21 protein-coding genes and 1 pseudogene are annotated in these 22589 nt (G+C 60.8%); 8 read left to right on the top strand and 14 right to left on the bottom strand.

All coding sequences use genetic code 11. The annotated features are described in order from the left end of the window. Position 1: 1 nt before the first annotated feature. The 4 genes from ACMXYJ_RS30190 to cpaB are packed head-to-tail and all read right to left on the bottom strand — an operon-like array spanning position 2 to position 4712. The gene (locus tag ACMXYJ_RS30190; protein ID WP_415758067.1) at positions 2-1282 is read right to left on the bottom strand and encodes a CpaF family protein; all 1281 of its coding nucleotides are present in this window, start codon (positions 1280-1282) and stop codon (positions 2-4) included. Continuing rightward, positions 1279-2475 carry an AAA family ATPase gene (locus tag ACMXYJ_RS30185; RefSeq protein WP_415758066.1) on the bottom strand — a complete coding sequence of 399 codons (1197 nt, stop codon included), beginning with the start codon at positions 2473-2475 and terminating at the stop codon, positions 1279-1281. Before ACMXYJ_RS30185 ends, ACMXYJ_RS30190 begins: the two co-directional genes overlap by 4 nt. Next, positions 2472-3743 carry a type II and III secretion system protein family protein gene (locus tag ACMXYJ_RS30180; RefSeq protein ID WP_415758065.1) on the bottom strand — a complete coding sequence of 424 codons (1272 nt, stop codon included), beginning with the start codon at positions 3741-3743 and terminating at the stop codon, positions 2472-2474. Before ACMXYJ_RS30180 ends, ACMXYJ_RS30185 begins: the two co-directional genes overlap by 4 nt. A 21-nt stretch (positions 3744-3764) precedes the next feature. Next, positions 3765-4712, bottom strand: a complete 948-nt coding sequence (gene cpaB, locus ACMXYJ_RS30175) for a Flp pilus assembly protein CpaB (protein ID WP_415758064.1) — start codon at positions 4710-4712, stop codon at positions 3765-3767. Between the two features lie 324 nt (positions 4713-5036). Between cpaB and ACMXYJ_RS30170 the strand changes: the two genes are divergently transcribed. Both ACMXYJ_RS30170 and ACMXYJ_RS30165 read left to right on the top strand, forming a co-directional pair. Further along, on the top strand, positions 5037-5234 hold the full coding sequence (locus tag ACMXYJ_RS30170; protein ID WP_415758063.1) for a Flp family type IVb pilin: 198 nt from the start codon (positions 5037-5039) through the stop codon (positions 5232-5234). 84 nt (positions 5235-5318) lie between these two features. Then, entirely contained in the window at positions 5319-5732 is a 414-nt protein-coding gene (locus ACMXYJ_RS30165; RefSeq protein ID WP_095127291.1) for a response regulator, read from the top strand. A gap of 46 nt (positions 5733-5778) precedes the next feature. Here the strand turns inward: ACMXYJ_RS30165 and ACMXYJ_RS30160 are convergent, their stop codons facing one another. Together ACMXYJ_RS30160 and ACMXYJ_RS30155 are read right to left on the bottom strand one after the other, a co-directional pair. After that, entirely contained in the window at positions 5779-6633 is an 855-nt protein-coding gene (locus ACMXYJ_RS30160) for a MaoC family dehydratase (RefSeq protein WP_415758062.1), read from the bottom strand. 2 nt (positions 6634-6635) lie between these two features. After that, entirely contained in the window at positions 6636-7988 is a 1353-nt protein-coding gene (locus tag ACMXYJ_RS30155; protein ID WP_415758061.1) for a 3-oxoacyl-ACP reductase, read from the bottom strand. A 202-nt stretch (positions 7989-8190) separates the two neighbouring features. On the opposite strand from ACMXYJ_RS30155, the gene ACMXYJ_RS30150 reads away from it, so the two are divergent. After that, the gene (locus tag ACMXYJ_RS30150; RefSeq protein WP_415758060.1) at positions 8191-9468 is read left to right on the top strand and encodes an acetyl-CoA C-acetyltransferase; all 1278 of its coding nucleotides are present in this window, start codon (positions 8191-8193) and stop codon (positions 9466-9468) included. Here ACMXYJ_RS30150 and ACMXYJ_RS30145 read toward each other — a convergent pair. After that, positions 9455-10483: a bile acid:sodium symporter family protein gene (locus tag ACMXYJ_RS30145; protein ID WP_415758059.1), complete on the bottom strand. Its 1029-nt coding sequence runs from the start codon at positions 10481-10483 to the stop codon at positions 9455-9457. The two genes, ACMXYJ_RS30150 and ACMXYJ_RS30145, sit on opposite strands and share 14 nt — an antisense overlap. A gap of 84 nt (positions 10484-10567) precedes the next feature. On the opposite strand from ACMXYJ_RS30145, the gene ACMXYJ_RS30140 reads away from it, so the two are divergent. Then, positions 10568-11359 (top strand): AraC family transcriptional regulator, encoded by a 792-nt coding sequence (locus ACMXYJ_RS30140; protein ID WP_415758058.1) that lies wholly within the window; start codon positions 10568-10570, stop codon positions 11357-11359. Positions 11360-11551: 192 nt separating this feature from the next. On the opposite strand, the gene ACMXYJ_RS30135 is transcribed toward ACMXYJ_RS30140, so the two are convergent. Both ACMXYJ_RS30135 and ACMXYJ_RS30130 read right to left on the bottom strand, forming a co-directional pair. Then, complete coding sequence (locus tag ACMXYJ_RS30135; protein WP_415760826.1) at positions 11552-12256, bottom strand: methyl-accepting chemotaxis protein; 705 nt, start codon at positions 12254-12256, stop codon at positions 11552-11554. 201 nt (positions 12257-12457) lie between these two features. Beyond that, positions 12458-13342: pseudogene (locus tag ACMXYJ_RS30130) on the bottom strand (cache domain-containing protein); the annotation flags it as partial. A 615-nt stretch (positions 13343-13957) separates the two neighbouring features. Between ACMXYJ_RS30130 and ACMXYJ_RS30125 the strand changes: the two are divergent. Further along, positions 13958-14851 carry a PA4780 family RIO1-like protein kinase gene (locus ACMXYJ_RS30125; RefSeq protein WP_129438758.1) on the top strand — a complete coding sequence of 298 codons (894 nt, stop codon included), beginning with the start codon at positions 13958-13960 and terminating at the stop codon, positions 14849-14851. A 217-nt stretch (positions 14852-15068) separates the two neighbouring features. Next, positions 15069-16283: an MFS transporter gene (locus tag ACMXYJ_RS30120; RefSeq protein WP_415758057.1), complete on the top strand. Its 1215-nt coding sequence runs from the start codon at positions 15069-15071 to the stop codon at positions 16281-16283. Here the strand turns inward: ACMXYJ_RS30120 and cueR are convergent. From cueR to ACMXYJ_RS30105, 3 genes are all read right to left on the bottom strand, one after another. Beyond that, entirely contained in the window at positions 16237-16650 is a 414-nt protein-coding gene (cueR, locus tag ACMXYJ_RS30115) for a Cu(I)-responsive transcriptional regulator (protein WP_415758056.1), read from the bottom strand. The genes ACMXYJ_RS30120 and cueR overlap by 47 nt on opposite strands. After that, positions 16647-19040: a heavy metal translocating P-type ATPase gene (locus ACMXYJ_RS30110; protein WP_415758055.1), complete on the bottom strand. Its 2394-nt coding sequence runs from the start codon at positions 19038-19040 to the stop codon at positions 16647-16649. The genes cueR and ACMXYJ_RS30110 overlap by 4 nt, the downstream gene beginning before the upstream one ends. A gap of 184 nt (positions 19041-19224) precedes the next feature. Then, positions 19225-19608 carry a hypothetical protein gene (locus ACMXYJ_RS30105; protein ID WP_046044720.1) on the bottom strand — a complete coding sequence of 128 codons (384 nt, stop codon included), beginning with the start codon at positions 19606-19608 and terminating at the stop codon, positions 19225-19227. Positions 19609-19755: 147 nt separating this feature from the next. Between ACMXYJ_RS30105 and ACMXYJ_RS30100 the strand changes: the two genes are divergently transcribed. After that, positions 19756-19953 (top strand): heavy-metal-associated domain-containing protein, encoded by a 198-nt coding sequence (locus ACMXYJ_RS30100; protein WP_046044719.1) that lies wholly within the window; start codon positions 19756-19758, stop codon positions 19951-19953. Between the two features lie 94 nt (positions 19954-20047). Beyond that, positions 20048-21244 (top strand): multidrug effflux MFS transporter, encoded by a 1197-nt coding sequence (locus tag ACMXYJ_RS30095; RefSeq protein WP_415758054.1) that lies wholly within the window; start codon positions 20048-20050, stop codon positions 21242-21244. A gap of 8 nt (positions 21245-21252) precedes the next feature. Here ACMXYJ_RS30095 and ACMXYJ_RS30090 read toward each other — a convergent pair whose 3' ends face one another. Then, positions 21253-21423: a hypothetical protein gene (locus ACMXYJ_RS30090; protein WP_415758053.1), complete on the bottom strand. Its 171-nt coding sequence runs from the start codon at positions 21421-21423 to the stop codon at positions 21253-21255. Between the two features lie 149 nt (positions 21424-21572). Next, on the bottom strand, positions 21573-22586 hold the full coding sequence (locus tag ACMXYJ_RS30085; protein ID WP_415758052.1) for a zinc-binding alcohol dehydrogenase family protein: 1014 nt from the start codon (positions 22584-22586) through the stop codon (positions 21573-21575). Between the last annotated feature and the right edge of the window lie 3 nt (positions 22587-22589).

Here is a 22589-nt window from a genome sequence, read left to right as displayed (position 1 = left end):
TTCAGTACGCAGAGGGAGAGAGCGCCAACTCACGGCGCAGTTTGTCGCCGGCGGGGTTGACCGCCTCGCGCATGAATCCGAAACCGCTGCGCCGGTCGAGCCGGAACAACGTGTTGGTGACATACACGTCATCACGCAAGCCGATCACCTCCACCACTTCGCTGACGCAGCGACGACCGTCGGGCATGCGCGTCAGCTGGATCACGACGTCCAGTGCGGCGCAGATCATTTGCCGCAAGGTCCGTTCGGCGATGGTGCGGCCGGTCAGGCCCACCAATGTCTCCAGGCGCAACAGCGCATCCTGGGCGTTGTTGGCGTGCACGGTGCTCATGGAACCGTCGTGGCCGGTGTTCATTGCGGTGAGTACGTCCACCACTTCGACGCCACGAATCTCGCCGAGGATGATTCGGTCCGGGCGCATCCGCAGGGCGTTGCGGATCAGGTCACTGGCTTTCACTTCGCCGTGGCCTTCGGTATTCGGCGGTCGGGTTTCCAGACGCACCACGTGAGGGTGGCCCAGGTGCAGTTCGGCGACGTCTTCGATGGTGACGAGTCGCTCGTGAGGGTTGATCAACTGGCTGAGAATGTTCAACAGCGTGGTCTTGCCAGTGCCGGTGCCACCACTGATCAGGATGTTGCAGCGCTTGCCCACGGCCTCCTGAAGAAAGTCGAAGATCGCCTGATCGATGGTTTGCATCGCCATCAGGTCCGAGCTTTTGAGCATGTCCTTGCGAAATTTACGTATCGACAGGCAGGGGCCATCGAGCGCAATCGGCGGAATGATCGCGTTGACCCGGCTACCGTCGGGCAGTCGTGCGTCGACCATTGGCGACGACTCATCGAGCCGTCGACCGAGGGGCGCGAGGATCCGTTGCATGACCCGTTCGACGTGATGCGCATCGATGAAGCGCAGGTCGCTTTGATGCAGTACGCCGTCGCGTTCAATGAACACGCGGTGCGGGCCGTTGACCAGAATCTCCGTCACCGCCGGGTCCCGCAGCAGCACTTCCAGGGGGCCGAAGCCGGTGAGCTCGTCGACGATTTCTTCGGCCAGGCGCTCCATTTCATAGCGGGAAATCGCCAGGTGCAGCCGGGCGATGTACTCGGCAACCTTGTCGATGACGAACTGCGAGAGCACCTGCCGCGAACCCTCCAGCAGGTTTTTGCCGGACTCCTCGATGGCATCGATGATGTAGCGGTGCAGCACCAGTTTCAGACCTTCGTGGTCGGTGTTGCCGCTGGTGGTGCGCACAGGGGCACCGAAGAGTTTTTCACCGCTCATTGCGCACCCCTCAACCGGTTGAACCAGCCAGACTTGGGCTTGGCAAGGTCCTCGGAGCGCTTGGCCAACCGATCACCGAGGGCGCGCAGGCTTTGAGTCAGGCCTTCGCGGGGGGCCAGTTCAAACAGCGTCACACCTTGGTTTTTGGCGTTAAGCCGAACTTCCGGGCTGTAGACGAGGGTCGCGATGATCTCCATGCCGAAGCTTTTGCTCAGGGTGTCGGAGTCGGGTGCGACGTTGCGCAGGTAGCGGTCCACCAGCAGTCTGGCGTGATCGAGCTTCATGCCTTTTTCACGCCACAGGTTGAGTACCGCCAGGTTGCGACGGCAGTCGAGTACGTTCTGGTCGGTGTACCACAGCAACTTGTCGCAATGGGTGACGAAGGTGCGTAGCGCTTCGCTGTCCGGCTGGCCCGTCAGGTTCACCACGATGTGCTGGAAGTGTTGGCGCAGGGCGCTGAGCAGCATGTACAACTCGGCGGTGCTGGTGTGTTCCAGCGGCTCATCGTGGTGGGCGTAGGCGAGGATCCGCAACCCGGCGGCGCAGCTGGTGAACGCGCTGTCGATCAGCGTCGCGTCGAGGCGCCGCAAGTGCCGGAGTGCATCGCCAAAATGGAACGAACTCTCCAGCCCGAGCAAGGCCAGGCTGTCACCGCGCGGCAGACCCAGGTCCAGCAACAGCGTTTGCTGTCCGCTCTTCTGCACCACTTGCGCCATGTGCGTGGCGAGCAGCGCGCCGTCGGCGTTGATCTGCACACCGTAAAGCACCGTCAGGCTGCCCAGTTGGGTGTTTGGGGCCACGGGCGGCAAGCGTTTGCCCAGCCGTCGCACCAACCCCGCGACTTCACTGGAGCGTGAACCATAGGCCACGAAATCCCGTGCACCGGCGCGCATGGCATTGAGCACGAGTTGGTTGTCCATGCCATCGCCCAGCGCGACGATCGCCAGCATCGGTTTGGCTTCCAGGGCACCTTCGATCAATGCGCTTTGGGCCACCACGTGTTCGCGGTCCAGGCCGATGAACACCAGGCTGGCGAAGGTCACGTCCACCAGCGCCAGCAATTCGTCGAGGCTGCCACCGCCGGCGCTGACCACTTGGCCCAACGGGGCGAGGGCGCCTTGCAGCCACTCAAGGTCGGTGCTGTTGCGTGTGATCGCGAGGAAGGTCTGGCTCAGGTTCTGGCTCTGGCTCATTGCGATAATCCGCTGCGTTTATCGAAGTTGCCGTTTTCGAGGAAGTACAGGCGATACCAGTTCGGGTCATAGTTGCGCAGCTTTTCACCCGGCAACGATGGCAGTTGTGCGTTGGCCGCCAACGGTTGGACCAGGTGCGGCGTGACGATCATCAGCAGTTCACGTTCTTCGCGGTTGACCGCTGAGTTGCGAAAAAACGCACCGAGAATCGGGATATCGCCCAGGCCTGGAAACTTGCTGACTTGCGAACTGTTGTGAGTGCTGATCAAACCGCTGATGACGAAACTCTCTCCATCGGCCAGCGAGACGCTGGTATCGGTGCGGCGAATGGTGAACGCCGGGACGGTGGTGCCGCCGATGGTCACACCATTGTTGTAGTCGAGTTCGCTGACCTCCGGCGCCACTTTGAGGGTGATGCGGTCGTGGCTGACCACGGTCGGTGTGAGCGTCAGGCGGATGCCGAATTCCTTGTATTCGATGGAGTAGCTGTCGCTGTTGGCGCTGGGCACCGGGATCGGAATTTCACCACCGGCCAGGAAGCTCGCGCTCTGCCCGCTGAGGGCCACCAGGCTCGGCCGTGCCAGGGTGTAGGCGAAGCCGCTGCCTTCCAGGGCGTTGACGATGCCGAGGAATTTGCTGCTGCCACCGCCCCAGACAATGTTGAAACTGTCGTTGAGCAGCGGAATGCTGGGCACCGCGATCCGTGGATCAAGGTTGAACAGCGGCACCACGCCCGGCGTCACGGCCGTGTTGGGCACCGTACCGGGTGCGCCGAAAAGGAAGTTGTTCGAGCCCTTGCCGAAAATCGACGTGCCGGCCTCTTTCAGTTTGGTCCGGCTGACTTCGACGAAACGAATGTCGGTCTGTACTTGCGACGGGAGCAGTGGGTCATCAGAGGGTAACCGTGTCGCGCTGGTCATCGCCGCGGTGGCCTTGCCCTGAACGAACACCATGCTCTGGCGTGGAGCACTGGCGCAGGCGGTCCAGATCATCAGGCTGGTAGCGCCGGAGGCCATCCCGGTCAGCAAAAACGCTTGATTACCGTTGACTCGCACGTCGGCGATTTTCGGGTCACCCACCGCCACCCGAGTGATCGCCACCGGCGATTGCACCTCCTGTTGCAGCCCTTCACCGACTTCCAGCACCGCAGGCAACGAACCCAGCGCGGCGCAATTGCCGACGGCTGCGAACGTTGCGCTGAGCGGAACACCGCTCAGTAAAGAGACCCAGAGCAGGCCTTGAAAAAGGGGCATGGAACGTCTGCGCATTTATATGCGTCCTTGCTCGACTCAGGGGGTTTGTTGGGTTATTTCGTTGCCGCGGATGACTTCCACGCTCGACTTGCGCGGTGCTGTGCTGCCGTGGGTAGCGACAGGTCTGGGTGGGGGCGTCATGGCCAGTTGGCTGAACTGGATCAACTCGCGATTGGCACTGGCAAGGTTGGCCGATGAATCGCTTTCGCCGGCCCAGTAACGCGCCAGACGTTTTTCATCGGCGCTGCGTACGGCCAGGCGCAACACGCCGGCCTGGGCCGCCAACATCAGGCGACTCAATAGTTGTTCGGGGACGGCAAGCAAGACGCTGCGGGCGTTGGCGCGCAATTGTTCCTGCCTGAGTTTTTCTTCGATGCTGCGGACCGGGCTGGCGGGTTGACCGTCGTTGGTCATCCCCATCTGTTCGCCCACCCCGAGCACCCGCAAGGCCGGCACCACCAATTGCGCCGACGGTTGAAGATTGTTGTTGTCCATGCGCAGAAACAGCAGCACATCGACATAGTCCCCCGGTGTCAGTTGCCCACCGGCATTGATCACTTCATCCACCGCGACGGCGAGGGCGCGTTCATCGGGACGAATCATCCGCGCCAGTCTGCCGCCGGCTTCAAAGCTTTCATCATTGAGCCAGGTGCCGGCGCTGAGGGCGCGCCAGGGCGTTCGGCCAATTGCTTGATCGAGGCGGCTCAGGCTGCCGGCCGGGACGGTGCGGAGTTTTTCCAGGGTCACGTCGGTTGCGCTGATCGGCACGAACGGTGGCACATCATGCAGCAACACCACCACCGATTGACGGGTGGGGTCGTCTACGGGGGCAGGCGTCTGGGCGATGGGTGCAGGCGTGACGATTCCGGGTTGCACGATAGGCTCGGGAGAGGGTTGGCGGCTCAGCGAGAGGCCCCAGTAACCGGCAATTATGGCGCCCACCAGAAACAATCCGGCGAGGCCCAGAGTGATACGACTGTTCATGACGGCTCTCCCTTTCCTGCTGCTTGAGACCTCGTCGCATCCAACGAGAAAACTTCGCAATCAGGCAGCTATGAACATGGAACTATTTGGCTATTTGACGGTAGCCCAGCTAGAGCAAAAAGCCATTACGGGACTGAAAATAACTAACGAAAGTAAGTAGCTAGGGCGAAAACGTGACTTTTTTGGCGTCAACGAAGCAACTAATACTTTAGTGATAATTCGTTCTTACAGTTGTTGGTTAGGGGAATGCCGACAATGCTGATGCTGGCATAGGGGAATCATGTTGCGGCCGTGCAACACCCGTCGTCATCGAGGAGAAACGTCATGTCCTTTTCAACGCTTGCTCGGAAGATCAAATCCCACATCGTTTTTTACAAGGACCTGGCAAAGGATACTGAGGGTGCTTCGGGTATTGAGTACGCCATTATTGCGGGCATGGTGGCAATCGCTCTAGCGGCGTTTGTGACGCCGATCTCCGGGCTTATCACCACCATGTTTAACACTATTCAAGCCGCGCTTTGACCTGCCTGCGGTAAATGGTCAGCTACTTGCCAATCCCGCAAAGGGCTTCTAACGTCAGCGCTTAGTCCATTGCAGGTGTTGCCCATGAACGCTCCCTCACTTCCACGCCAACAGCTTCTTCTGGTCGATGATGAGGAGGATGCGTTGCTGGAATTGGCGGAGTTGCTGGAGGGCGAGGGCTTCAATTGCTTTACCGCCACCTCAGTCAAACTCGCGCTGCAACACCTGACGCGCCACCCTGATATTGCGTTGGTGATCACTGATCTGCGGATGCCGGAGGAGAGTGGCATGTCGTTGATCAAGCGGTTGCGCGAGCATACGTCCCGCCAGCATTTGCCGGTGATTGTGACGTCGGGGCATGCGGACATGGAGGATGTCAGTGACATGTTGCGGTTGCAGGTGCTCGACCTGTTTCGCAAACCGATTTATCACGTGCGGTTGTTGGAGACGTTGAATAATTTGTTTCCGCAGCCTCGCATGGATTTAGTGAGTCAGTGATTGATCGTTCCCACGCGAGCCGAACGCAGAGCGTGGGAACGATCGGTCAGGCAACCGGCCGCCAATGCCCCGCCATATGCTCAAGATCCCCCGCACCCACCAACCGCAAATCCCCGCTCGCCCCCGCCGCACTGGCCAGCAATGTCACCTCACTGGGCAACCGCACCGGTTTACGAAATTGCACCGCAATCTCGACATTCGCCGCCGGCAGATGATCGGCAAGCGCCGCCAGGGTTCGGGCCTTGTTCCACAACCCATGGGCGATGGCTGTCGGGAAACCGAAGAGTTTGGCGCTGACGGCACTCAGGTGAATCGGGTTGTAATCGCCGGACACTTTGGCGTACTGCCGCCCAATGTCCGACGGCGCTTTCCAATGGGCCACCTCTGACATCTCCAGCGTCGATGCCAACACGTCCTCGACGGGTTCGCCTGCGAGTTTGACCCCGCGGCACAACATCTGGCTTTCAGCTTCCCACAACGCCCCCAGTTGATCGTCGAGCGTGGTCACCAGATCGAACGTCGCGCCTTTTTCATGGGGCTGAAGGTTTTGCACCTGAACGCTGACCCGCACACGATTCACACCGCCCATTGGGCGAAAGATACGAATGCGGTTGCTCAGGTGAATCAACCCCAGCAGCGGGAACGGAAACTCCTTGGCCGTCAGCAATTGCATCTGCAAGGCGAACGCGAGGATGTGTGGATAGGTTGGCGGCAACAAACCGTTCTCGGCAAAACCGCAGACCTTGCGATAGTCCGCCAGGCGCTTCGGATCGACATTGATCCAGCAGCGCAAACCCGAATCGGGCAGGGTGGTGCCGGTGATTTTGCGTCGCGTTGCGGCCCGCACGTAAAGTCCCGACAGGCTGGGTTCGCGGTTGAGTATGTGCCAATCGATGATCATGCCTAAGCCCCCAAAACACTTTGTCCGCACACCCGCAGCGCTTGCCCGGTGAACGCGCCGGTGCCCGGTTGAGCCAGCCATGCCACCGCTTCGGCGACGTCTTGCGGCAGGCCGCCCTGGCCCAGCGAACTCATGCGCCGCCCGCCCTCACGAACGCCGAACGGAAGATGTGCGGTCATCTGGGTTTCGATGAAGCCGGGTGCTACCGCATTGATGCTGATGCCGCGTTCATTCAGCAGCGGCGCCCAGGCTTGGGCCAGGCCAATCAACCCGGCCTTGCTCGCTGCGTAATTGGTTTGCCCGCGATTGCCGGCGATGCCGCTGATGGACGCCAGCAGGATCACCCGGCCGTTGTCGTGCAGGGTGCCGCGGTCGAGCAGCGCCTTGGTCAGCACTTGCGGCGCATTGAGGTTGACCGCCAACACCGAGTCCCAGAATTCCGGGGTCATGTTGGCCAGGGTTTTATCCCGGGTGATGCCGGCGTTGTGGACCACGATGTCGATGCCGTCGGGCAGTTGCTCGATCAACTGCGCGGCGGCGTCTTCGGCGCAAATATCCAGGGTGATGCTGCGCCCGCCGAGGCGTGCGGCGAGGGCTTCGAGATCAGTCTTGGCGGGTGCTACGTCGAGCAGGATCACATCGGCTCCGTCACGGGCCAGGGTTTCGGCGATGGAGGCACCGATGCCGCGCGCAGCACCCGTGACCAGCGCCTTGCGGCCGGCCAATGGGCGAGTCCAGTCCGTCACCTGAGTGTCGCAGGCGTTCAAGCGAATCACTTGCCCGGAAACGAATGCACTTTTGGGCGAGAGGAAAAACCTCAGCGGGCCTTCCAGTTGATCCTCCGCCCCTTCGCCGACATAGATCAGCTGCAAGGTGCCGCCGCTGCGCAATTCCTTGGCCAGCGAACGGCTGAAGCCTTCCAGCGCTCGCTGGGCACTGGCGGCGAACGGATCGCTCAAGGTCTCCGGCGCGCGCCCCAGAATCACCAGGTGCGCGCTGTGGTCGAGGTTTTTAATCAACGGCTGGAAGAACTCGCGCAGCTGTTTGAGTTGATCGGTCTGCACCAGGTCACTGGCGTCGAACACCACGGCTTTGAGTTTGGGGCCGTGGCCGGGAATCCACGCAGTGGCCAGCGAAGGCTCGGTGCCGTAGCTGTAAATCGCGTCGGTCAGGCGGTTGGCGAAGGTGCCGATTTTCTCCGTCAACGGGCCACCGCCTATCAACAGCGCCCCCTCGACAGGCCGCAGCCGGCCGGCTTGCCAGCGCTCCAGCCGTACCGGAGATGGCAGTCCCATGGCCCCGACCAGACGATGGCCGATGGACGAATTGGCGAAGTCGATATATCGGTCAGACATGTAACGCACTCCAGCTGCTGGGGTTCAAAGTGTGGACCATGAATGGCAATCAGTCGTTCGATCCGCGAGATAAGGCCTACGCTAGATCATTGCAGAGTAGTTTGTACCGGGGCTTTCAGGGGAATGCACAACCTGTGGGAGCGAACTTGCTCGCTCCCACAGGGCTCGGTTCTCAATTTGAATATTTCATCAGGAGCTTTTCATGACTCAATTGCGCCGCGTTGCAATTATTGGGGGTAACCGTATTCCCTTCGCCCGTTCCAACGGGCCGTACACCACCGCCAGTAATAAGGCGATGCTCACCGCCGCGCTCGAAGGCCTGATCGAACGCTACAACCTGCACGGTGTGCGCCTGGGTGAGGTGGCGGCGGGGGCGGTGGCCAAGCACTCCCGGGATATGGCCCTGACCCGCGAATGTGTGCTCGGCTCGCCGCTGTCGCCAGCCACCCCGGCCTACGATATTCAGCAAGCCTGCGGCACCGGTCTGGAAGCGACGTTGCTGGTGGCGAACAAAATCGCCCTGGGTCAGATTGAATGTGGCATTGCCGGTGGCGTAGACACCGCCTCTGACGTGCCGATCGGCGTCAACGAAGGCCTGCGCAAAATCCTCCTGCAAGCCAACCGCGCCAAAACCACTGCCGACAAACTGAAATCCTTCCTGCAACTGCGCCCCCGTCACCTGATCCCGGATCTGCCACGCATCAACGAGCCACGCACTGGCCTGTCGATGGGTGAGCACTGCGAGTTGATGGCCCAGGCCTGGAACATTCCGCGCGACGAACAGGACCAACTGGCCTGGGAAAGTCACCAGAAAATGGCCGCGTCCTACACCGAAGGCTGGCACAACGATTTGATGACGCCGTTCCTCGGTCTGACCCGCGACGACAATCTGCGCCCGGACCTGACCCTGGAAAAACTCGCTTCACTGAAACCGGCCTTCGAAAAAAGCGCCAAGGGCACCCTGACGGCGGGTAACTCGACGCCGCTCACCGACGGCGCATCGCTGGTGCTGATGGGCAGTGAAGAATGGGCCAAGGAACGCGGCCTGCCGATCCTTGCCTATTTGCGCGATGGCGAGACGGCGGCGGTGGATTTCGTCAACGGTGCGGAAGGCTTGTTGATGGCGCCGGTGTATGCGGTGCCGCGTTTGCTGGCGCGCAACGGCCTGACCTTGCAGGACTTCGACTACTACGAAATCCACGAAGCCTTCGCCGCGCAGGTGCTCTGCACGCTGAAGTCCTGGGAGGACCCGGAATATTGCAAAACCCACCTCGGTCTCGATGCGCCACTGGGTTCCATCGACCGCAGCCGCCTCAACGTCAAAGGCAGTTCACTGGCCGCCGGGCATCCGTTTGCCGCCACCGGTGCGCGCATCGTTGCCAATCTGGCGAAGTTGCTGGATGCGGCGGGCAAGGGCCGAGGGTTGATCTCGATCTGCGCCGCCGGTGGCCAGGGCATTACAGTGATTATTGAGCGCTGAGGATCGCGGCGCTTTGCTGTGCGGCCAGCTGCCGGTTGCGATTGGCGTAACTCTCGGCCATGACCGAGCAGACGATCAGCTGCAACGGGTGGTAGATCATGATCGGCAGCAGGATCAGCCCAAGCCCCGGGTTGGCGCCGAAGATCAGCGCCGCCATTGGCGCACCGGCGGCCAGGGATTTTTTGCTGGCGCAAAAGACCGCGGCGATTTCATCGGCCGGGCTGAATTTCAAGGCGCGAGCGGTGCGGGTGGTCATCCACAGGATGATCGCCAGCAGGATCGCACTGCCGATCAGTGCCGTGAGGATCACGCTGTTGCCCTGTTTTTGCCACATCCCCGAAACCATTGAATTACTGAACGCCGCGTAGACCAGCAACAGAATCACCAGCTTGTCGGCGATGTTGGTGTAGCGCTTGTGGCGGGCGAAGAACTTGCCGAGGAACGGCCGAACCCATTGGCCGAGTACCAGTGGCAACAGCAACATGGCGCAGAGGTCGACCAGGGTTGAGCCCAGATCGATACCGCCCGCGCCGCTGCCAACCACGAAACTCACCAGCAACGGTGTCAGGAAAATCCCCAGCACGCTGGACAGGCTCGCGTTGAGAATCGCCGCCGGTACGTTGCCGCCCGCGCTGCCGGTCAGGGCCACGGACGAGGAGATGGTCGAGGGCAGGGCGCAGAGGTACAGGAAACCCAGCATCAGCAGCGATGGAATGTGCGAACCCAACAGCGTGTCGCTCAGCAGCCAGATCAGCGGAAACACCGCGAAGGTGAAACCCTGGACCATCACGTGCAGCTTCCAGTTTTTCAGGCCGTGAGTGATCTGCTCGCTGGACAGGTTGACCCCGTGCAGGAAGAACACCAGGAACACGCCGATGTTGATCACGTATTCAGCGTGCATTCCGCCGCCGGTGGCACCAAAGGTCGGGAAGAAATACGCCAGCAGCGTGGCGATCAACATGCCGCACAAGAACCAGTCGGTGACCACGCGTTTGAGGTGTTTGAAGGCATGCATAACAGGCACCGAATACATTTGTAAGAATTGGTGACTTAGCCTAACGTCGGCTCCATCAGCCGTCTTGCGACATAAGGCCATTCAATGCCGACTAACGGACAACTTTCCCTCGAACGGACGATTCCGACGCTGACGGCGCTGCCACGTCCGCTGTATGCCCGTGCGGAAAGTCTCAACGCCGGCTCATGGACGCCGCCGCATCGGCACGATTGGGTGCAGTTTTCCTACGCGATCAGCGGCGTTCTCGGCGTGCACACCGCCGAAGGCAGTTTCTATGCGCCGCCGCAGTGGGGCATCTGGATTCCGGCCGATCTCGAACACCAGGTGGTGACTTCGATGCGTGCCGAGATGCGCAGCCTCTATGTGCGTCGCGAGGATTGTGAATGGGCGGACGGGCGTTGCCGGGTGCTGGAAGTGACGCCGTTGGCCCGGGAGTTGATCAAGAGTTTTTGTTTGCTGCCGGTTGAATATCCCCAGGGCGACAGCCAGGAAGCGCGGCTAGTGAGCGTGTTGCTGGATCAGTTGGCGCATCTGCCGGAGGTCGGCTTCTCGCTGCCGTTACCGCGCCATGAACGGTTGCTGGGGCTGTGCAACGAGCTGATCGAAAGCCCTGAGCGCAATGTGACCTTGCAGGCGTGGGCCGAGCGGTTGGGGACGTCGGAGAAGACTTTGATGCGGCTCTTTCAGCGGGAAACCGGGTTGAGCTTTCGAGGGTGGCGCCAGCGGATGCGGTTGCTGTCGTCGTTGAGTTTGCTGGAGGAGGGCGACAGCGTGACCAATGCCGCGCTGTCTTGCGGGTATGACTCGACTTCGGCGTTTATTGCGGCGTTCAAAAGCCTGTTCGGGTTTACCCCGGGGGAGTTGTTTCGGCAGTGAGATCCAGCCCCTCACCCCAGCCCTCTCCCCACGGGGGAGAGGGGGAAAGGGAGCCGATCCTCATGTTCTTCAAATCCTGAGTTCGACTCGATTTATCAGGTCGATGTAGCTCCAAGAACAACTCGGTCAGTCCCCTCTACCCCTTGGGGAGAGGGTTAGGGTGAGGGGTGGATTTCAAAACCACCCCGAATCTCAAGTCCTGAAGCGGCGCACCAACCCATCCAGCTCATTCGACAACCCCGCCAGACTCTGCGAATCCAGCCGCGCCGAGTTCGCCAGTTCCGCCACCAACTGCGCATCACCATGAATCTGGCTGATGTGCCGATTGATGTCTTCAGCCACCTGATGCTGTTCTTCCGCCGCGGTAGCGATCTGGGTGTTCATGTCGCGGATCACGTCCACCGACTCACGAATCAGCCCGAAACTGCTGCGTGCTTCACCGATCCGCGTCACCGATTGCTGGGACACTTCCAGGCTGGCGTGCATTTGCTGAGTCACCTGACTGGTGCGTTTGGCGAGGTTGCCCAGCAAACCGTCGATTTCCGCCGTGGAATCGGCCGTGCGCTTGGCCAGTGCCCGAACTTCATCGGCGACCACCGCAAACCCACGACCCTGTTCACCGGCCCGCGCTGCTTCGATAGCGGCGTTCAGTGCCAGCAGGTTGGTCTGCTCGGCAATCGAGCGAATGGTCCCGAGGATTGACTGAATGTCGTTGCTGTCGCGCTCAAGCTGTTGCATCGACTGGGCCGACTGTTCGATTTCCTGGCTCAAGCGATCAACGCTGGTCACGGCCGCATCAATCTGCTGCTGACCTTCACGTGCCTGGCGCTGGCCGCTGTCGGCCGATTCCGCCGCCTGGCTGCAAGAGCGCGCGACTTCGTTGGCGGTGGCGACCATTTCGTGGAACGCCGTGGAAACCATGTCCACCGCTTCACGCTGACGCCCTGCGGCTTCGGCCATGTCGCTGGAGACCTGGGTCGAACTCTTGGAGGTGGCGAGGATCTTGGTCGCGGCGCCGCCGATGCTCTGAATCAGGTTGCGAATCGCTGCCAAGAACTGGTTGAACCAGTTGGCCAGTTGCGCTGTTTCGTCGCTGCCACGGATTTGCAGGTTCTTGGTCAAGTCGCCTTCACCTTGAGCAATGCCTTCCAGACCGCTGGCCACACTGCGGATCGGCCGCACGATGAGGCTGGCGAAACTGGCGCCGACGATGGCGAAGAACACAGCCAGCACGGCGGCGATGATCGCGATCAGCCAGGTCAGCTGGGTGGCCGAACTCATCACGTCGGTCTGCTTGATCAGACCGATAAAGGTCCAGCCCAGCTGCTCCGACGGCCAGACGTTGGCCATATAGCGTTCGCCGTTCAGCTCGACTTCCACCAGCCCTTTGCCGGCCTTGGCCAGTTGCGCGTAGCCTTCGCCGAGGCTGCTCAAGGCTTTGAAGTTGTGTTCCGGTTGCTTCGGATCGACCAGCACGGTGCCGGTGTTTTCCAGCAGCATCAGGTAGCCGGTTTCACCGAGCTTGATCTGTTTGACGATTTCGGTGAGCTGCTTGAGCGTCACGTCGATGCTGACTACGCCGCCATGGGTGCCCAATTTGTTGTCGATGGTGCGCACGGTACTGACGTACGTCGCGTCGTCCTGGGCCCAGTAATAGGCCTCGGTGCGGAACGGTTTGCCTGGTTTGGCCTGGGCAGCCTTGTACCAGGGGCGTTGGCGCGGGTCGTAATTGTTCAGCTTGGCATCGTCCGGCCAGGACACATAACCGCCCGCTGCGGTGCCGAGGATGGCATAGGCGTAGGACGGGTGACTGTTACCCAGGTCCTGAAGGAGGCCGAAGACCTTCTTGTCCATCTCGCCTTGGGGAATGCTTTCGGCGTTGGCGCTCATGTACGTCTTGAGGCTGTCGTCGGAATTCTTGATCAGCGGTTGGGTCGCCAGGTAATCCACGTTCTGGCTGATGCCGTCAAAGAACAGTTGCATGGCGTTGCTGACCTGACGAATTTCGCGGCCACTGCCGTCGACGAAACTGTCCTTGGCATCACTGCGCAAGTTCAGCACAACCAGGGTAGCGACCAGCACCACCGGCAAGCAGGCGATGATTGCAAACGCCCAGGTCAACTTCTGTTTGATGTTCATCCGCGCTCCAGATTTTTCTTGTAGGCCCACGCAGTGCAGATGACTCGCGGATTATTGGCAGCCGTAAACGTTTTTGATCGACCCGGTTCCGTGAGTGCGCCATCGTTGTTGTAGTCGAAACGATTGTCGGACAAATCACTTTGTCTCTGATGACTTCGGCTGGCCGAGGCGGAAATTGAGGCTTGTTAAGAAAAATCCTACGAAGGGTATGAATCGAGATGTCAGCTTCTGTCGCAAATACCCGCTTAGCCCTTCAGCAACAAGTGACTCAGGGTCAGCTATGATCTGTGGCGGCCGATGACGACCGGCGGTTGTTGACCGATTTATCCGGCACATTGTGTGCATCTTGACGGTTACTGGAGCGTTCATAGGTCGGCAACCCCTCCCCCGAATGAGTGGATTGCCGTATAACGAATGACTTTCGCGTGTTTGGTAATAAAGGACCCCCAATAAAAGCTGATGAAGACTCCAAAACGCATTGAACCCCTGATCGAGGACGGTCTGGTCGACGAGGTGCTGCGCCCACTCATGAGTGGTAAAGAAGCAGCTGTTTATGTGGTGCGCTGCGGCAACGAGTTACGTTGCGCGAAGGTCTACAAGGAGGCGAATAAACGCAGTTTCCGTCAGGCGGCCGAGTATCAGGAAGGCCGCAAGGTGCGCAACAGCCGTCAGGCTCGAGCGATGGCCAAGGGCTCCAAGTTCGGCAAGAAAGAAACCGAAGACGCCTGGCAGAATGCCGAAGTGGCGGCATTGTTCCGTCTGGCCGGTGCTGGCGTGCGGGTTCCTCAGCCTTACGACTTCCTTGAAGGCGTGCTGTTGATGGAACTGGTGGCCGATGAGTACGGTGATGCGGCGCCGCGTCTGAACGACGTGGTGCTGGAACCGGATCAGGCGCGTGAGTATCACGCGTTCCTGATTTCGCAGATCGTGCTGATGTTGTGTACCGGTCTGGTGCACGGTGACCTGTCGGAGTTCAACGTATTGCTGACCCCGACCGGCCCGGTGATCATCGATCTGCCGCAAGCGGTCGACGCAGCGGGCAACAACCACGCGTTCAGCATGCTGGAGCGGGATGTTGGCAACATGGCGTCCTATTTCGGGCGGTTTGCGCCGGAGTTGAAAAAGACCAAGTACGCCAAGGAAATGTGGGCCCTGTTCGAAGCCGGCACCTTGCACCCGGCCAGCATCTTGACCGGCGAGTTCGATGAGCCGGAAGAGTTGGCTGACGTTGGCGGGATCATGCGCGAGATCGAGGCGGCACGCCTTGATGAAGAGCGCAAGCAAGCGGTGCGCGCGGCAGATGATGCGCCACCGGGCAAAACCGAAGAGCCGCCTCCGCCCTGGATGCAGTGATCGGTTAACGAAAAACCCGGCTTCGGCCGGGTTTTTTGTAAATGCTTGTCACCGTATCTCCAAACACTGGAGATTAAATGTGGGAGCGAGCTTGCTCGCGATAGCGGTGTGACAGCCAAAATTGATGTGACTGACATACCGCTATCGCGAGCAACCTCGCTCCCACATAGATATCCGTAGTTCGATAAATCGCGACACCCACACTCAAGGACTGAATGTGAACTCCACCCGCAACGCCCAACTGATCATCACCGCCCGTCTGGTCTCGGACTTCGGCGCCTTCCTCAACATGGTCGCCCTGGCCACCTACGTCTACCTGCTCAGCAACAGCGCCATGAGCGTCGGGATCTTTCTCGCCAGCCGCGTGGCCGGTGGGATCTTCGCCAGCCTAATCGGTACGACGTTTTATCGCCGCTGGGCCGGGCGCCTGCCGCTGATTGCCTTCGACCTGTTGCGCGCCGGGCTGCTGGGCCTGCTGCTGGTGCTGCCGGTCGCCCAGCAGATGCTGCTCTTACCGTTAATCGCTTTCGGTCTGGGATTCGGCAACTCGATGTTTGCCATCGGCCTCAACAGCCAGTTACCGCACTTGATCGAGGCAGAGCAGTTGCTCAAGACCAATGCCTGGATCACCTCGGCGTCGTCGGCAGCCATGGTCGGCGGAAGTCTGGTGTCGGGGCTTTTAGTGGCGGCATTCGGCTTTGAAACAGTGTTTGCATTGAATGTGGTTACTTATCTGCTGGCCGCATTGTTCATCTTGCCGCTGCGCTTTTCAAAACCTGCGCCCAGCGCCGAACCCACCCACGAACGTGGTGAATGGGCGTCCCTGCTCCAAGGGCTGCGCAGTACACCGGTGGTGGCGGCGATGCTCGCGGTGACGATGACTGACACCCTTGGCAGTGCCGCGCATAACGTGGGGTTTCCGATCATTTCCAGACTGCTGACGCCCGAGTCGGCCAGCACCACGCTGGGCTTGATGCTGGCGGTCTGGGCCTGCGGAAAACTCATTGGTGCGCGGATTGCCAGCCGGATGAAAGGCTCGGATAACGTGAACCTGGAGCGGCGATTCTTCTTTGGTGTGTTGCTGATGTCCTGCGGCTTCATCCTCATGTTTCAGCAGCAAACACTCTACGGTTTGCTGTTGTTCTCGCTGCCGGCGGGGTTGGGCGACGGTTTCTCGGAAGTCGGCCTGATGTCGCGCCTGCAGCGTGAGCCGGACAGCCTGCGCCTGCCGATTTTCAGCTTTCTGACGCTGTTGCAAATGACCGGGTTCGGCGTCGGCATGCTAATCGCCGCGCCGTTCTATTCGTGGTGGACGCCGGGTGCCGTGGTGCTGTTGTTCCACGGCATTCCACTCACCACGTTGTTGGTGGTGAAAGGGCTGGCAATCAGGGGCGAGCGGGTTGGGCGCAACAGCCCGACTCCAGGTTCTTGAGGATCGGGCAGTCAGGACGGTGATCACCGTGGCAGTGTTCGACCAGGTCCTGCAGGGTGTCGCGCAGTTGACCGAGTTCGAGGATTTTCTGATTCAGCTCGTCGATGTGCTGACGGGCCAGGGCCTTCACGTCGGCGCTGGCTCGCTGGCGGTCCTGCCAGAGGGTCAGCAGTTTGCCGACCTCTTCCAGTGAGAACCCCAGGTCCCGGGAGCGCTTGATGAACGCCAGGGTGTGCAGGTCGTCGTCGCCGTAAACCCGGTAACCGCTGTCAGTGCGATGGGCGGCCTTGAGCAAGCCGATGGATTCGTAATAACGGATCATCTTCGCGCTCAGGCCGCTGTGGCGGGCCGCTTGGCCGATGTTCATCGGTTGTCCTCCAGATCCTTGGGTTTCCAGGTTTTCAACAGTAGCGCATTGCTCACCACGCTGACGCTCGACAACGCCATGGCCGCACCGGCCAGCACCGGGTTGAGGAAGCCGAACGCTGCCAGCGGAATGCCGATCAGGTTGTAGACGAAGGCCCAGAACAGGTTCTGACGAATCTTCGCGTAGGTCTTGCGGCTGATCTCCAGCGCCGCCGGCACCAGCCGTGGGTCGCCGCGCATCAGGGTGATCCCGGCTGCATGCATCGCAACGTCGGTGCCGCCGCCCATGGCGATACCGATGTCGGCGGCGGCCAGGGCGGGTGCGTCGTTGATGCCGTCGCCGACCATCGCTACCACACCGGTTTTTTTCAGTTCCGCGACGGTGGCGGCTTTGTCCGCCGGCAGCACTTCGGCGTGGACATCCTTGATGCCCAGCGCTTCGGCAACCACTTTGGCACTGCCACGATTATCGCCGGTCAGCAGGTGGCTACTGATGTTGCGTGCGTTGAGTTGTTGCACCGCTTGCAGCGCGCCGGGTTTGAGGGTGTCGCCGAAAGCGAACAGGCCCATTACTCGTTGCTCGGGGCTTTGCTCGATCAGCCAGGACAGGGTCCGGCCTTCGGTTTCCCACGCGGTGGCGGAGTCGGCCCATTCACCGGCACTCAAGCCGCTCTCTTCCAACAGACGACGATTGCCCAGCGCCAATCGACGACCGTCCAGAGTGCCCGCGATGCCACGGCCGGTCAGCGACTGGCTGTCGCTGACATCGGCCACGGTCAAGCCGCGTTCGGCGCAAGCGTCCAGAACCGCCTTGGCCAGCGGATGCTCGCTGCCGCGTTGCAGGGCGCCGGCCATTTGCAGCAACGCCGCTTCGTCATGGTTGATTGCGCTCAAATGAGCGATGCGTGGAGTGCCCGAAGTCAGCGTGCCGGTCTTGTCGAACACCACCGCACTGACTTCATGGGCACGCTCCAGCGCTTCGGCGTCCTTGATCAGAATCCCGTAGCGCGCCGCCACGCCGGTGCCGGCCATGATCGCTGTCGGTGTGGCCAGCCCGAGCGCGCAAGGGCAAGCGATCACCAATACCGCCACGGCATTGATCAGCGCCGTTTCCATCGGCGCGCCGTACAACCACCAACCGATCAAGGTTGCCAACGCAATCAACAGGACCGTTGGCACGAACACCTGACTGACTTTATCCACCAGTTTCTGGATCGGCGCTTTCGCCGCTTGAGCGTCTTCGACCAGGCGGATGATGCGCGCCAACACGGTTTCCGCGCCCAAGGCCAGGGTGCGAACGAGCAACCGGCCTTCACCATTGATCGCGCCGCCGGTGACCTTGTCGCCGGGTTGTTTGGGCACCGGCAGGCTTTCGCCGCTGATCAGCGCTTCGTCGGCGTGGCTCTGACCTTCGACCACTTCACCGTCGACCGGGAAGCGTTCGCCGGGTTTGACCATCACCAGGTCATTCAGACGCAGGGCGCTGATGGCGACGTCCTGCTCGCGGCCGTCGATCACCTGAATCGCCCGCTCCGGGCGCAAGGCTTCGAGGGCGCGAATGGCACTGGCGGTCTGGCGCTTGGCGCGGCTTTCCAGGTATTTGCCCAGCAGCACCAAGGCAATCACCACCGCCGAGGCTTCGAAATACAGGTGCGGCATGCGCCCGGCGGCGGTGGCCCATTCATAAAGACTCAAGCCATAACCGGCGCTGGTGCCCAACGCGACCAGCAAATCCATGTTGCCCGCACCGGCGCGCACAGCTTTCCAGGCAGCGACGTAAAAGCGCGCACCGAAGATAAATTGCACCGGCGTGGCCAACGCAAATTGCACCCAGGCCGGGAGCATCCAGTGCACGCCGAACGGTTGCAGCAGCATCGGTAGCACCAACGGTGCGGCAAGGATGATCGCCATGATCAAGGCCCAACGCTCGCGGTGCAGGCGTTGTTGTTGATTATCGGTTTGCGGGTGTTCGACTTCCCAGACGCTGGCGCTATAGCCCGCCTTGGTCACGGCAGCGATCAAGGTTTGCGCATCGATCTGGCCGAGCAGCTCAAGGTGGGCGCGTTCATTGGCCAGGTTGACGCTGACGTTCTTGACCCCCGGCACCTTGGCCAGCGCTCGTTCGACCCGGCCGACGCAAGAGGCGCAGGTCATGCCATCGATGCTCAATTCCAGAGTCTGTTGCGGCACGCTATAACCCGCCTGCTGCACCGCGTCCATCAAGGCCGGCAGGCTGTCGCTGGGCGCTTGAACCCGGGCCCGTTCGGTGGCCAGGTTGACGCTGACGGCAGAGGCGCCGATGACTTTGCTCAAGGCACGCTCGACACGCCCGGCGCAACTGGCGCAGGTCATGCCGGCAATCGGCAGATCGAAAGTGGTGGATTCGGACATCGGTCACGCTCCCTGTAGAAGATATCTACAGGATCAACCTTGCCATGCGGGCAAGGTCAAGCGCCATGTCTCAGATCAAAAGATCGTCCGAACGCGGCCCGAACCTTCGGCAGCTCCTACATTGACCGCGTGGTAACCCGATCCCGTAGGAGCTGCCGCAGGCTGCGATCTTTTTACAGGCGACTCAATACTCGAGAGCGGCAGGTTTCAGGTACATCCCTTCCTGCGTCATCGCAATCCGGAACTTCAACACGTCACCGGCCTTGAGCGTGATGTTCTGCGAACCCGGTGCGAGCATGCCCGGATTGCAACCCGGCGCCTGCCCCGGCAGCAGCTTCAGGCGCAGGGAGACATTGCCCGGGGGCAGGTTGAACGAGGTGCTTTGTTCCTGGAACAACCGCGCCGACAACTGATCGTGAATGTACACGCCGATCTCGCAGGAGGTCGCGACTTCCAGGCGCTCGCGGGAAATGATCAGTACGCCATAGTCCTCCCCGGCGGCTTGAACTGAAGGTGTCGCGGCAAATAGGCTGAGAAAGCCAAACAGGCTGAGAGCTGACCAGCGCATGGCTGAATCTCCTGATGTCGAGTCATTGATGGACGCAGCTTGGCCGAGCGCGACGCTGATTGCCAGCCCGGCAGTTCACTTCAGAACTTGACCTTGCCACGGTGGCAAGCTCAAGACTGCACGCAACCTTACTCAAGGAGTCATCCCATGCAAGTGTTCAACGTTCAAGGCATGTCCTGCGGTCACTGCGTCAAAGCCATCACTCAGGCGCTGCAAGCCAAGGATCCTGCGGCCAGCGTGCGTATCGATCTGGCCGCGAAAGAAGTCGGCGTCGAGAGCGCTTTGTCGGCGGATCAGGTAATCGCGGTGATCACCGAAGAGGGCTACGAGGCGAAAGTCGCCTGAAGGTTTTTAATAGTTAGCGACCTAACGGAATGTTCAAGGCGTCCATGCGCGGCTAGACTGTGGGGCTGCTGACCCCTGTCCAACTGGATGCCTGATGAATTTCCGTACCATTTTGATTCTTGGCGCCTTGAGCGCCTTCGGTCCGCTGGCGATTGATTTCTATCTGCCGGCCTTCCCGGCGATGGCGCTCGCCTTCGCCACCGATGAAAAACACGTTCAGCTGACCCTGGCGGCGTATTTCCTTGGCTTGTCCATCGGTCAACTGGCTTATGGCCCGGTGGCGGATCGCTTCGGGCGACGCATTCCCTTGCTGACCGGTGTCGGGCTGTTTACCGCAGCCTCCCTGGCCTGCGCCTATGCGCCGAACCTCGAATGGCTGATCGGCGCACGTTTCGTTCAGGCGTTGGGCGGGTGCGCGGGGATGGTGATCGCGAGGGCGATTGTCAGCGATAAATGCGATGCGGTGGGTTCGGCGAAGGTCTTTTCGCAGCTGATGCTGGTGATGGGCCTGGCGCCGATTCTTGCGCCGATGCTGGGCGGGCTGTTGGTCAACACCACGGGCTGGCAGTCAATCTTTCTCGTGCTGACCGGTTTCAGTGCCCTGGCAGGGTTGGCCGTGGCGCTCGGGTTGCCGGAAAGTCTGCCGGCGCATGTGCCGCGTCAACCGTTGTCGGGGGCGTTGCGTCAGTACGGTCGACTGTTGTCGGACCGGGTGTTCCTCGGCCACGCCTTGACCGGTGGCATCGCCATCGCCGGGATGTTTGCCTACATCGCCGGCTCACCGTTCGTCTTCATCAAGCTGTATGGCGTGCCGCCCGAGCATTTCGGCTGGCTGTTCGGTACCAACGCGGCGGGCTTCATTCTGGTGGCGCAGCTCAACGCGCGACTGCTGGCCAAGCGTGGCCCGGCGTTTCTGCTGTCGCGCACCGTGTGGATCTACGTCGGCGCGGCGCTGGCGCTACTGGCCGTCAGTTCGCTGCACACCGCGCAGCTATGGCCGTTGCTGATTCCGCTGTTTGTCTGCATCGCCAGCCTCGGTTGCATCCTGCCCAACGCCTCGGCCTGCGCCATGAACGGGCAGGGCGCTCGCGCCGGCAGTGCGTCGGCGATGCTCGGTTGTCTGCAATTCAGCGTCGCCGCCGGGGCAGCGGCACTGGTGGGCGTTTTACACGACGGCAGCGCCATGCCGATGGCCATGGTCATCAGCCTGTGCGGAATTCTGGTGGTGAGCGTGGCGATGCTCACCCGGCGTTTGCAAAATGCCCGGGCGCTGGCGCAAGCCCAGGTCTGAGGACGGACTCAGCCAGCGGCACGCTGCTGGCGGTCAATAATTTGATGAGGTGCTTGTAGTCGCGCTTCAAGGGTGCGGGTGAAGGCGCGGGCTTCGGCTTCGCTGCGGAACGTCACGGCGTGTTGGTCCAGACGGACTTGCCACTGGGATTTAGCCACTTCTTTTATCAGGATCTTCATTGCTGATCTCTCCTCTCGTAAAAGATGTTACGTAAAAGACTGTGCCGCAGAGCCTCGATTGTAGACCCGAATACGATCGCAATTGTGACAAGGGTCAATTCTCGGACTGACGGTGTCGCCCATCTGGGCGACAACTGTGTCAGTTTGTTTCAGAACCCTTCGAGCACTATTTTGCCCTTGGACTTACCACTTTCCAGCAACTCATGGGCACGGCGCAGGTTCGCCGCGTTGATGGTCCCGAAGTGCTCGCCAACCGTGGTCTTCAGCGTCCCGGCGTCGATCAGCTCAGCTACACGGTTAAGCAATTTGTGCTGCTCGATCATGTCGGCGGTTTCGAACAGCGAGCGGGTGTACATGAACTCCCAGTGCAGCGACAGGCTCTTGCGCTTGAGCTTGGTCACGTCCAGCGCCTTCGGATCATCGATCAGGGCCAGTTTGCCTTGCGGCGCCAAAGCCTCGACCAACTGATCCAGGTGTTGATCGGTCTGGGTCAGGCTGGCGACGTGAGTTACCTGATCGACACCCGCGCGTTTGAGTTCTTCGCTCAACGGCTGGCTGTGATCGATCACCAGGTCGGCACCCAGCTCACGAACCCAGCTCTGGGTTTGCGGGCGGGAAGCGGTGCCGATGACTTTCAGCCCGGTCAGTTGGCTGGCCAGTTGCGTAAGAATCGACCCCACACCGCCAGCGGCACCGACGATCAAAAGGCTCTGGCCTTCATCGGTTGTGCCTTCACGCACTTGCAGACGTTCGAAGAGCAGTTCCCACGCGGTGATAGCGGTCAGCGGCAGCGCAGCGGCTTCGGCGAAACCGAGGGTTTTCGGCATATGGCCGACGATCCGCTCGTCTATCACGTGCAGTTCGCTGTTACCGCCAGCGCGGGCGATGGAGCCGGCGTAGAACACTTTGTCGCCGGCCTTGAACAGCGTGACTTCACTGCCGACAGCCTTGACCACACCGGCCACATCCCAGCCCAGTACTTTCGGCGCGCCCGCTTCAGGCTGGACGTTCTGGCGGACTTTGGTGTCCACCGGGTTGACCGAGATGGCTTTGACTTCCACCAACAGGTCACGCGGGCCGGCAACCGGTTCTGGCAGTTCGATGTCTTGCAGCGAGTTTGAGTCGCTGATTGGCAACGAGGCGTAGTAGGCAATGGCTTTCATTGG

This window comes from Pseudomonas arabinosi, from assembly GCF_047758675.1.
Classification (GTDB): domain Bacteria; phylum Pseudomonadota; class Gammaproteobacteria; order Pseudomonadales; family Pseudomonadaceae; genus Aquipseudomonas; species Aquipseudomonas arabinosi.
The sequence above is the reverse complement of the archived record's forward strand: the minus strand, read 5'-3'. Positions and strand labels throughout refer to the sequence as shown.

What these genes read in the sequence shown, in the direction of transcription:
- ACMXYJ_RS30190 (WP_415758067.1), bottom strand. Translation starts at nt 1,282, where the DNA reads ATGAGCGGTGAAAAACTCTTCGGTGCCCCTGTGCGCACCACCAGCGGC.
- ACMXYJ_RS30185 (WP_415758066.1), bottom strand. Translation starts at nt 2,475, where the DNA reads ATGAGCCAGAGCCAGAACCTGAGCCAGACCTTCCTCGCGATCACACGC.
- ACMXYJ_RS30180 (WP_415758065.1), bottom strand. Translation starts at nt 3,743, where the DNA reads ATGCGCAGACGTTCCATGCCCCTTTTTCAAGGCCTGCTCTGGGTCTCT.
- cpaB (WP_415758064.1), bottom strand. Translation starts at nt 4,712, where the DNA reads ATGAACAGTCGTATCACTCTGGGCCTCGCCGGATTGTTTCTGGTGGGC.
- ACMXYJ_RS30170 (WP_415758063.1), top strand. Translation starts at nt 5,037, where the DNA reads ATGTCCTTTTCAACGCTTGCTCGGAAGATCAAATCCCACATCGTTTTT.
- ACMXYJ_RS30165 (WP_095127291.1), top strand. Translation starts at nt 5,319, where the DNA reads ATGAACGCTCCCTCACTTCCACGCCAACAGCTTCTTCTGGTCGATGAT.
- ACMXYJ_RS30160 (WP_415758062.1), bottom strand. Translation starts at nt 6,633, where the DNA reads ATGATCATCGATTGGCACATACTCAACCGCGAACCCAGCCTGTCGGGA.
- ACMXYJ_RS30155 (WP_415758061.1), bottom strand. Translation starts at nt 7,988, where the DNA reads ATGTCTGACCGATATATCGACTTCGCCAATTCGTCCATCGGCCATCGT.
- ACMXYJ_RS30150 (WP_415758060.1), top strand. Translation starts at nt 8,191, where the DNA reads ATGACTCAATTGCGCCGCGTTGCAATTATTGGGGGTAACCGTATTCCC.
- ACMXYJ_RS30145 (WP_415758059.1), bottom strand. Translation starts at nt 10,483, where the DNA reads ATGCATGCCTTCAAACACCTCAAACGCGTGGTCACCGACTGGTTCTTG.
- ACMXYJ_RS30140 (WP_415758058.1), top strand. Translation starts at nt 10,568, where the DNA reads ATGCCGACTAACGGACAACTTTCCCTCGAACGGACGATTCCGACGCTG.
- ACMXYJ_RS30135 (WP_415760826.1), bottom strand. Translation starts at nt 12,256, where the DNA reads ATGGTCGCCACCGCCAACGAAGTCGCGCGCTCTTGCAGCCAGGCGGCG.
- ACMXYJ_RS30125 (WP_129438758.1), top strand. Translation starts at nt 13,958, where the DNA reads ATGAAGACTCCAAAACGCATTGAACCCCTGATCGAGGACGGTCTGGTC.
- cueR (WP_415758056.1), bottom strand. Translation starts at nt 16,650, where the DNA reads ATGAACATCGGCCAAGCGGCCCGCCACAGCGGCCTGAGCGCGAAGATG.
- ACMXYJ_RS30110 (WP_415758055.1), bottom strand. Translation starts at nt 19,040, where the DNA reads ATGTCCGAATCCACCACTTTCGATCTGCCGATTGCCGGCATGACCTGC.
- ACMXYJ_RS30105 (WP_046044720.1), bottom strand. Translation starts at nt 19,608, where the DNA reads ATGCGCTGGTCAGCTCTCAGCCTGTTTGGCTTTCTCAGCCTATTTGCC.
- ACMXYJ_RS30100 (WP_046044719.1), top strand. Translation starts at nt 19,756, where the DNA reads ATGCAAGTGTTCAACGTTCAAGGCATGTCCTGCGGTCACTGCGTCAAA.
- ACMXYJ_RS30095 (WP_415758054.1), top strand. Translation starts at nt 20,048, where the DNA reads ATGAATTTCCGTACCATTTTGATTCTTGGCGCCTTGAGCGCCTTCGGT.
- ACMXYJ_RS30090 (WP_415758053.1), bottom strand. Translation starts at nt 21,423, where the DNA reads ATGAAGATCCTGATAAAAGAAGTGGCTAAATCCCAGTGGCAAGTCCGT.
- ACMXYJ_RS30085 (WP_415758052.1), bottom strand. Translation starts at nt 22,586, where the DNA reads ATGAAAGCCATTGCCTACTACGCCTCGTTGCCAATCAGCGACTCAAAC.